General features: G+C 71.9%; 6 protein-coding genes and 1 pseudogene. 2 read left to right on the forward strand and 5 right to left on the reverse strand.

Features of this window, described 5'->3' with window-relative positions:
• Nucleotides 1–1,607 (reverse strand): NAD-dependent DNA ligase LigA (gene ligA / locus H0487_RS20460; RefSeq protein WP_183096071.1); only part of this gene is annotated, 1,607 nt, incomplete at its 3' end.
• A 148-nt stretch (nucleotides 1,608–1,755) separates the two neighbouring features.
• Between ligA and H0487_RS20465 the strand changes: the two genes are divergently transcribed.
• Nucleotides 1,756–2,358, forward strand: a complete 603-nt coding sequence (locus tag H0487_RS20465; protein ID WP_183096072.1) for a TetR/AcrR family transcriptional regulator — start codon at nucleotides 1,756–1,758, stop codon at nucleotides 2,356–2,358.
• Nucleotides 2,359–2,381: 23 nt separating this feature from the next.
• Nucleotides 2,382–4,046, forward strand: coding sequence for an MFS transporter (locus H0487_RS20470; RefSeq protein ID WP_183096073.1), 1,665 nt, complete (start codon nucleotides 2,382–2,384; stop codon nucleotides 4,044–4,046).
• Nucleotides 4,047–4,105: 59 nt separating this feature from the next.
• On the opposite strand, the gene H0487_RS20475 is transcribed toward H0487_RS20470, so the two are convergent.
• From H0487_RS20475 to H0487_RS20495, 4 genes and pseudogenes are all read right to left on the reverse strand, one after another.
• The gene (locus H0487_RS20475; RefSeq protein ID WP_183096074.1) at nucleotides 4,106–5,137 is read right to left on the reverse strand and encodes a methionine synthase; all 1,032 of its coding nucleotides are present in this window, start codon (nucleotides 5,135–5,137) and stop codon (nucleotides 4,106–4,108) included.
• Nucleotides 5,134–6,243 carry a tRNA 2-thiouridine(34) synthase MnmA gene (gene mnmA / locus H0487_RS20480; RefSeq protein WP_183096075.1) on the reverse strand — a complete coding sequence of 370 codons (1,110 nt, stop codon included), beginning with the start codon at nucleotides 6,241–6,243 and terminating at the stop codon, nucleotides 5,134–5,136. Before mnmA ends, H0487_RS20475 begins: the two co-directional genes overlap by 4 nt.
• A gap of 10 nt (nucleotides 6,244–6,253) precedes the next feature.
• Entirely contained in the window at nucleotides 6,254–7,438 is a 1,185-nt protein-coding gene (locus H0487_RS20485; protein ID WP_183096076.1) for a cysteine desulfurase family protein, read from the reverse strand.
• A 66-nt stretch (nucleotides 7,439–7,504) separates the two neighbouring features.
• Nucleotides 7,505–8,082: pseudogene (locus H0487_RS20495) on the reverse strand (DUF6801 domain-containing protein).
• Between the last annotated feature and the right edge of the window lie 180 nt (nucleotides 8,083–8,262).

The following is an 8,262-nucleotide window of genomic DNA, read 5'->3' on the forward strand; positions in this document are numbered from 1 at the left end:
CACAGGGGCACCTTCTTGCGCTTGGTCAGGTTGGCGAGCAGGCCCTCGCCGTTGGCGCTGAGCTGGAGCCCCTCCTCACCCTTCTTCGGGGCGCGGGTGAACAGCGGCGTCTGCAGCAGCTTGGCGGCGTCGAGGTCGAACACGTCGCCCTCGTTGACCACGACGCCCGACTCGACCAGGGCGTAGGCGGCCTCGGAGCCGAGGCCCTCGATGTCGAAGGCCCCGCGGCTGGCGACGTGGTAGACCCGCTCGTAGACCTGCGCCTTGCACGCCACCGTGTTGGGGCAGCGCAGGTCCTTGTCGCCCTCCTTCTGCTCGGCCAGGGTCGTCCCGCACGACGGGCACTCCGTCGGCATCACCCACTCCGGCAGGCCCTCGGGGCGCAGCGCCAGCACCGGTCCGAGGATCTCGGGGATCACGTCACCGGCCTTGCGCAGGATGATCGTGTCACCGGGCCGCACGTCCTTGCGCTTCACCTCGTAGGCGTTGTGCAGGGTGGCCCGCTCGACGGTGGAGCCGGCGACCTTGGTCGGCTCCATCACGCCGTACGGCGTGACCCGGCCGGTCCGGCCCACGTTGACGCGGATCTCGAGGAGCTTGGTGTTGACCTCCTCGGGCGGGTACTTGAACGCGATCGCCCAGCGCGGTGCGCGGCTGGTCGAGCCGAGCCGCCGCTGCAGCGCGACGTCGTCGACCTTGATGACGACGCCGTCGATCTCGTGCTCGGTGACGTCGTGACGGTGCTCGCCGTAGTAAGCGATGAACTCCTTGACCTCGGCGAGCGTCGGCAGCACCCGCACCCGGTCGCTCGTCGGTAGTCCCCAGGCCCGCAGCGCCTCGTAGGCCTCCGACTGGGCGGCGGGCTCGAAGCCCTCGCGGGCGCCGATGCCGTGGCAGACCATGCCGAGGTCGCGGCTCGCGGTGACCTTCGGGTCCTTCTGGCGCAGCGAGCCGGCGGCGGAGTTGCGCGGGTTGGCGAACATCGGCTTGCCGGCCTCGACGAGGGACGCATTGAGCTTGTCGAACGCCGCGATCGAGAGGAAGACCTCACCGCGGACCTCGAGCAGGTCCGGCACGGGGTAGCCCTCGGTGGCGGTGAGCCGGTCGGGGACGTCGGCGATCGTGCGGACGTTGGGCGTGACGTCCTCGCCGGTCCTGCCGTCGCCGCGGGTCAGCGCCCGGACCAACCGGCCCTTCTCGTAGAGCAGGTTGATCGCGAGGCCGTCGACCTTGAGCTCGCACAGGAGCGCCGCCTCCGCCGCGCCGTCACGGGCGACCCGTGCGTGCCAGGCCTCGAGCTCGTCGTCGGAGAACGCGTTGTCGAGGCTCTCCATCCGCTGCAGGTGGTCGACCGCGGTGAACTCGGTCGAGACCGCGCCGCCGACCTTCTGGGTCGGGCTGTCCGGCGTACGGAGCTCGGGGAACTCCTCCTCGAGCGCCTCGAGCCGACGCAGTCGGACGTCGAAGTCGTTGTCGGACAGCGTCGGGTCGTCGAGGACGTAGTAGCGCCACCGGGCGTCGTCGACCTCCTGGGCGAGCCGCTGGTGCTCCTCACGAGCCTCGTCGGTCGGGCTGTCGGGAACCACACCGGAGGCCGTCTCGCTCATGGGGACATCTTGCCTGTCACAGCCGACAGCCCGGCGGTGTCCCCTGGTCGACGGACGATCCCCAGGAAAGGACTTGCACGAAACGAAACCGTTCCGTACTATCTAATGAAACGAAACCGTTCCGTTCCACTTGATCGAGGTGCTCCGCATGTCCCCCACTCCGAGCCAGACCGGCGAGGCGCCGGCTCGCCCCCGGGTCGAGGGCGAGCGCGAGCAGGAGATCCTCGACGCGACGCTCGACACCCTGGCCGAGGTCGGTTACGACCGCCTGACCATGGACGCCGTCGCGACTCGGGCCAAGGCGTCGAAGGCGACCCTCTACCGCCGGTGGAACAGCAAGGCTCAGCTCGTCATCGACGCGCTGATCTCGCAGAAGGAACCGATGAACCTGCCCGACACGGGCACCCTGCGCGGCGACCTGGTCGAGGCGTTCTGCGGCCTGGGCGGCCTCACCGACCAGCACCAGCTCGCCATCCTCGGCAGCGTCATCACCGCGATCGGTCGTGACGAGGAGTTCGCCGAGGCCTTCCGTCGCGACTTCATCGGTCCCAAGAAAGCCCTGTCGACCGAGATGTTCCGCCGCGCACAGGCGCGCGGGGAGATCAAGGACGACCTCGATCTCGACCTCATCGCCGCGGCACTGCCCGGCATCGCGCTGCACCGCACGTTCCTCCTCGGGGAACCCCCGACCCCTGAGCTGATCGCGAAGATCCTCGACCAGCTCATCCTGCCGGCCGTCATCCGCGGCTGACCCACCACGAAGGAAATCCACTCATGACCGACATCGAGTCCCTCGACGCCGCGGGGGCGAACTCCCCGGACGCGCCCGAGGCGGAGAAGAGCAAGGTCCCCCACGCCGGGCTCGCTCTCGTCCTCATCCTCACCGCCCAGCTGATGGTCGTCCTCGACTCGACCATCGCCAACATCGCGCTGCCCTACATCGGCGCCGACCTCGGCATCTCCCAGGCCAACCTGACCTGGATCGTGACCGGCTACGCGCTCGCCTTCGGCGGCCTGCTGCTGCTCGGCGGCCGGCTCGGCGACCTCTACGGACGACGCCGCCTCTTCATCACCGGCCTCACCGTGTTCTCGATCGGCTCGCTGCTCGGCGGTCTCGCCCAGAACGAGGCCCTGCTCCTCGGCTCGCGCGGCCTGCAGGGCGTCGGTGCTGCGCTCGCCGCACCCGCTGCACTGGCCCTGATCACCACCACGTTCCCGGCCGGTCCGCAGCGCAACCGGGCGATGGCGGCGTACGCCACCATGTCCGGCATCGGTGCGGCCATCGGCCTGATCCTCGGTGGCTGGCTCACCGGCCTCGACCAGCCGCTCGGCGTCGACGGCTGGCGGCTCACCTTCCTCATCAACGTCCCGATCGGCCTGCTCGCCGCCTTCGCCGCCCCGCGCGTCCTGAAGGAGTCGGACAAGCACAGCGGCTGGCTCGACATCCCCGGCGCCATCACCGGCACCCTCGGTCTGCTCGGCATCGTCTTCGGCCTCTCCCGGGCCGGCGAGGAGGCCTACGGCTGGGACCACGTCCAGACGATCACCGCGCTCGTCGCCGGTGTCGCCCTGCTGGTCACGTTCATCGTCATCGAGTCGCGGGTCGACCACCCGCTGCTGCCCATGCGGATCTTCGCCAACCGCACCCGGGCCACGAGCTTCGTCGCGATGATGATCGCGCCGGCCGCGATGTTCTCGATGTTCTTCTACCTGAGCCTGTTCATCCAGCAGATCATGGGCTTCAGCCCGCTCGAGGCCGGCTTCGCGTTCCTGCCGTTCTCCTTCGGCATCGTGATCGGCGCGGCGTTGTCGTCCAACCTCGTCAGCCGCATCGACCCGCGCTACCTCGCCGGTACCGGCACCCTGCTGGCCGGCACCGCGCTGTTCATGTACTCGCGGATCGAGGTCGACGACAGCCCCTCGGCCATCCTCGGCGCCCTCGGCGCCAACGAGGCGCTCGGCTCCGGCGTGAACTACTGGACCCAGCTGTTCCCGTTCATCCTGCTGATGGCGATCGGCATGGGCATGGTCTTCGTGCCGCTGACCCTCACCGCGGTCCACCACGTGCAGGCCGAGGACTCGGGCATCGGCTCCGGCGTGCTCAACACCATGCAGCAGGTCGGCGGGGCACTCGGGCTCGCGATGCTGAGCACGGTGGCGCTGCACTTCACCAACAACCGGGCCGACGAGATCGCCGGTCCGCTGAAGGAGGGGTTCGCCCAGGCCGGCATCGACCCGTCGACGCCCGTCGCGGGCGGCACCTCGACGCTGTTCGACATCGGCATCTTCCAGGGCAGCTTCACCGCCGGCGGAAGTGCAGCGTTCCTGGTGGGCGCGTTCATGATGGTCGCCGCGTCCGCGGTGATCTGGATCTTCCTCGACGTCAAGCACACCGAGCTGGCGACGGACGCCGCTGAAGGCCCTGTCCACGTCGGCTGATCCCGACGGACAGGAAGGCCGGGTCGACCTCTCGGGGTCGGCCCGGCCTTTCCGTCTCCCTAGGACTCGTCCCGGTGGGCGTCGGACCCGTCGACCGCGCGCGCGACCGCGGCGCTGAGCTCGAGCGCGCGCCGTGCCCACGCCAGGTCGGCACCGGCGAGACCGCAGGCCGGGGACACGACCAGCCGCGTCGCGCCGACGGACGGGTCGAGGCCGACCAGGTCCAGCCAGCGCAGCACCGACGTCACCAGCGTCGTGACGCTCACGTCGTACGGCGCCTGCGTCGGGACGATCCCCAACGCGACCGTCTCCCCCGCGTCGAGGGCCTCGGCGAGCGGGTCGTGCCCGTCGGCGCCGACGAGCGACAGGTCCACCGCCAGTCCGGTCGCGCCGGCACCCCGGAGCAGCGCCAGCGGGGCATCGGCAGCGCAGCAGTGGACCCAAGCCTCGGCACCGGCGTCCCGCGCGGCGTCGAGCACCCAGGCGAGCGACTCGCTCGCCTCCGGCGGGTGGACGGTGCGGTGCCTGCCGAAGCCGGAGGCGGTCGGGACCGCGCCGCTGAGGACGGCCGGGAGGGCGGGCTCGTCGACCTGGACGATGATCCGGTCGGCGCCGGGGACCCGGCGGCGTACGTCGGCGACGTGGGCCGCAACCCCCATCGCCAGGGCCTGGGCGAGGTCCCGGCGCGCGCCGTGGTCGGCGAGCACCTTGTCGCCGCGCGGTCGTTCGACGGTCGCGGCGAGGGTCCACGGGCCGGCGACCTGGGTCTTGAAGGGACCGGAGTACGCGGACACCTGCTCCTCGACGGCGTCGAGGTCCTGCGACAGCAGGCTGCGGGCGCGACGCTGGTCGATCGCGGGGGCCCCCGACGTCCCGGTCAACCGCCACCCGGCGGGCTGGAGGTCCGCGTCGAGCTCGGTGACGAGACCGACCGTGCGACCCACCATCCCGGCGGTCACGCCACGCCCCGGGACCTCGGGGACGAACGGGATGCCGGCACCACCCAGCTCCCCGAGGACGATCCGGAGGGCCTCGTCGAAGTCGCGCTGGTCGGTCCCCGGGAAGGAGCCGACGCCGGTGGCGAGGGTCATGCGGGTATCCGTTCGGTGGCAGTGATCGTGGCCGAGCCGACGACGCGCGTGCCCTGGTAGAGCACGGCGGCCTGGCCCGGGGCGATGCCGAACGCGAGGTCGGTCAGCTCGATCTCGACCGAGCGGCCGTCGTCGGCGACCCGGACCCTTCCCCGGTGCTCGTCACCGTGCGCGCGGAGCTGGACCGTGACCTCGGCGGTGGTCCCGGAGGCCAGCGGTGCGCCGCACCAGCGCGGCCGGTCGGCACGGATCCGCTCGACCGCGAGCCGCTCCCGCGGTCCGACGGTGACGGTGCCGGAGACCGGCTCGATGTCGAGGACGAAGCGCGGCTTGCCGTCGGGGGCGGGCGTGCCGAGCCGCAGGCCCCGGCGCTGCCCGATCGTGAACGCGAAGGTCCCCTCGTGCTCGCCGAGCACCTCGCCGGTCTCGTCGACGATCGCGCCGCCGTGGTTGGGCGCCCGGTCACCCAGCTTCTCCCGCAGCCACCCCGCACTGTCGCCGTCGGCGACGAAGCAGATGTCGTGGCTGTCGGGCTTGTCGGCGACCAGCAGGCCCCGCGCGGCGGCCTCCCGTCGTACCTCCTGCTTGGGGGTGTCGCCGAGCGGGAACAGCGAGTGCCGGAGCTGACGGTCGTCGAGGACGCCGAGGACGTAGGACTGGTCCTTGCCGTGGTCGACCGCGCGGTGCAGCTCCACTCCCCCGTCGGCCGTCGTGTCCAGGCGCGCGTAGTGACCGGTGGCGACGGCGTCGAAGCCGAGCGCGAGCGCCCGGTCGAGGACGGCGGCGAACTTGATCTTCTCGTTGCAGCGCAGGCACGGGTTGGGCGTCTGACCCGCGGCGTAGGTGTCCATGAAGTCGACGACCACGTCCTCGTGGAAGCGGTCGGACAGGTCCCAGACGTAGAACGGGATGCCGATCACGTCGGCAGCGCGGCGAGCGTCGTTGCTGTCCTCGATCGTGCAGCAGCCGCGCGCGCCCGACCGGTAGGACTGCGGATTGCGCGAGAGTGCGAGGTGGATGCCGGTGACGTCGTGGCCGGCCTCGACCGCACGGGCGGCGGCGACCGCGGAGTCCACCCCGCCCGACATCGCGGCGACGACCTTCATCGGACGGCTCTCACGCGCGGGCCGCACGAGCGCGCTCGACGCACGGCGGCAGGGCGGCCACGACGGTCTCGACGTCGGTGGCCGTGCTGGTGTGGCCGAGCGAGAACCGCAGCGAGCTGCGCGCCGCATCGGCGTCGCGGCCCATCGCGAGCAGGACGTGCGACGGCTGCGGCACCCCGGCCGAGCAGGCCGAGCCGGTGGAGCACTCGATCCCCCGCGCGTCGAGCAGCATGAGGAGCGAGTCGCCCTCGCAGCCGGGGAAGCTGAAGTGCGCGTTGCCGGGCAGCCGGTCGACGGGGTCGCCGTTGAGGACGGCGTCGGGCAGGACGGCCTGCACGGACGAGACGAGCTGTTCCCGCAGCCCGGCCAGCCGGGACGCGTGGGCGGCCTGCTCCTTCACCGCCAGCTCCACCGCAGCGGCGAAGCCGGCCACGGCCGGGACGTCGAGGGTGCCGCTGCGGACGTCACGCTCCTGGCCGCCGCCGTGCACCAGCGCGGTCAGCTCGAGCTCACGTCGTACGACGAGGGCGCCGACACCCAACGGACCGCCGACCTTGTGTCCGGAGATCGTCATGGCGTCGATGCCCGCTGCTGCGAAGTCGACGGGCAGCACCCCGAGCGCCTGCACGGCGTCGCTGTGCACCGGGATGCCGTGGGTGGAGGCGACCGCGACCACCTCGGCGAGCGGCTGTACGGTGCCGACCTCGTTGTTGGCCCACATGACGCTCACCAGGGCGACCGAGGCGGGATCGCGCTCGATCGTCGCGGCGAGCGCAGCGGTGTCGAGCCGGCCCTCGGCGTCGACCGGCACCAGCTCCAGGACGGCGTCCTCGTGGTCGGCCAGCCAGTGCAGCGGGTCGAGGACCGCGTGGTGCTCGATCGCGCTGGCGAGGACCCGGCGCCGGGCAGGGTCCGCGGCCCGGCGCGACCAGTACAGCCCCTTGACCGCCAGGTTGTCCGCCTCGGTGCCACCGGAGGTGAACACCACCTCGCCGGGACGGCAGCCGAGCGCCTGCGCGATCGTCTCCCGCGACTCCTCGACGACGCGGCGGGCACGGCGGCCCGAGGCGTGCAACGCGCTGGCGTTGCCGATGTCGGCGAGGTGCGCCGTCATCGCCGCCACCGCCGCCGGGACCATCGGTGTGGTCGCGGCGTGGTCGAGATAGACCGTCCCCCGGCCTTCAGCGTCGTTCATGGCGCCTCCCAGGGTACGGCGCGCCGCAGCGGCGTGCCGAACCAGAGGCGGTGACGCGGACTCGGGTCAGCTGACGACCTGGACGGACGCCAGGGTGCGCGACTCCCCGCGCCGGACCGCGCAGGTCAGGTCGGTGGACACGCCGCCGCCGGCCAGACCACCGCGAGCGGTGGCCGTCGCGGTGAGCCGCTTGGCCACCTTGACCGCGAACGTGCCCGTCTGCTCCGGGGTGAAGGCTGCCGCCCGGCCGGTCCCCCGCAGGGTCATCCCGCCGCTGGCAGGCACGTCCGTCTCCGGCACGCGGAGGTTCTGATGGGCCGCCGGATGTCGCCGACGGTGTAGGACGCGCGCCCCTGCGCGGACACCGTGTCGATGTTGTACTGGCGCATCACGTCGACCATGTCTGCCGGGACCTTGATCTTGAAGGTGATCTGACGGCCCGGCACCTGGACCCCGCGACGGACCTGGTCCGGGATCGTCACCTCGATCCGCACCCCGCTGTTGCCGCTGCCGAACGAGGACGAGCAGCGGTAGCCGATCGTCTTGTCCACCTCGGTCGCGTGGGCGGGCGTCGGCCCCGCGAGCAACGAGAGGACCGCGGACAGGAGGACCGTGAGGGCGAAGGCGCTCGAACGACGAGACATGAGGGGAAGGGTACGTCGCCGTCCCAGCACCGGCGTAACGTCGCAGTCATGCTCCCTCGGACCGCAGCAGCCCTCGTGACCCTCTCGACCTTCGCGCTCACTGCGCCCGGCAGCCCGGCAGGGGCCACCGACAGCGCCGACGGCGCGGCCGACCGCGCCGGAACGCCGCGGTGGGTGCAG

This window comes from Nocardioides stalactiti, assembly GCF_014180715.1.
In the GTDB taxonomy this organism is placed as follows: Bacteria; Actinomycetota; Actinomycetes; order Propionibacteriales; family Nocardioidaceae; genus Nocardioides; species Nocardioides stalactiti.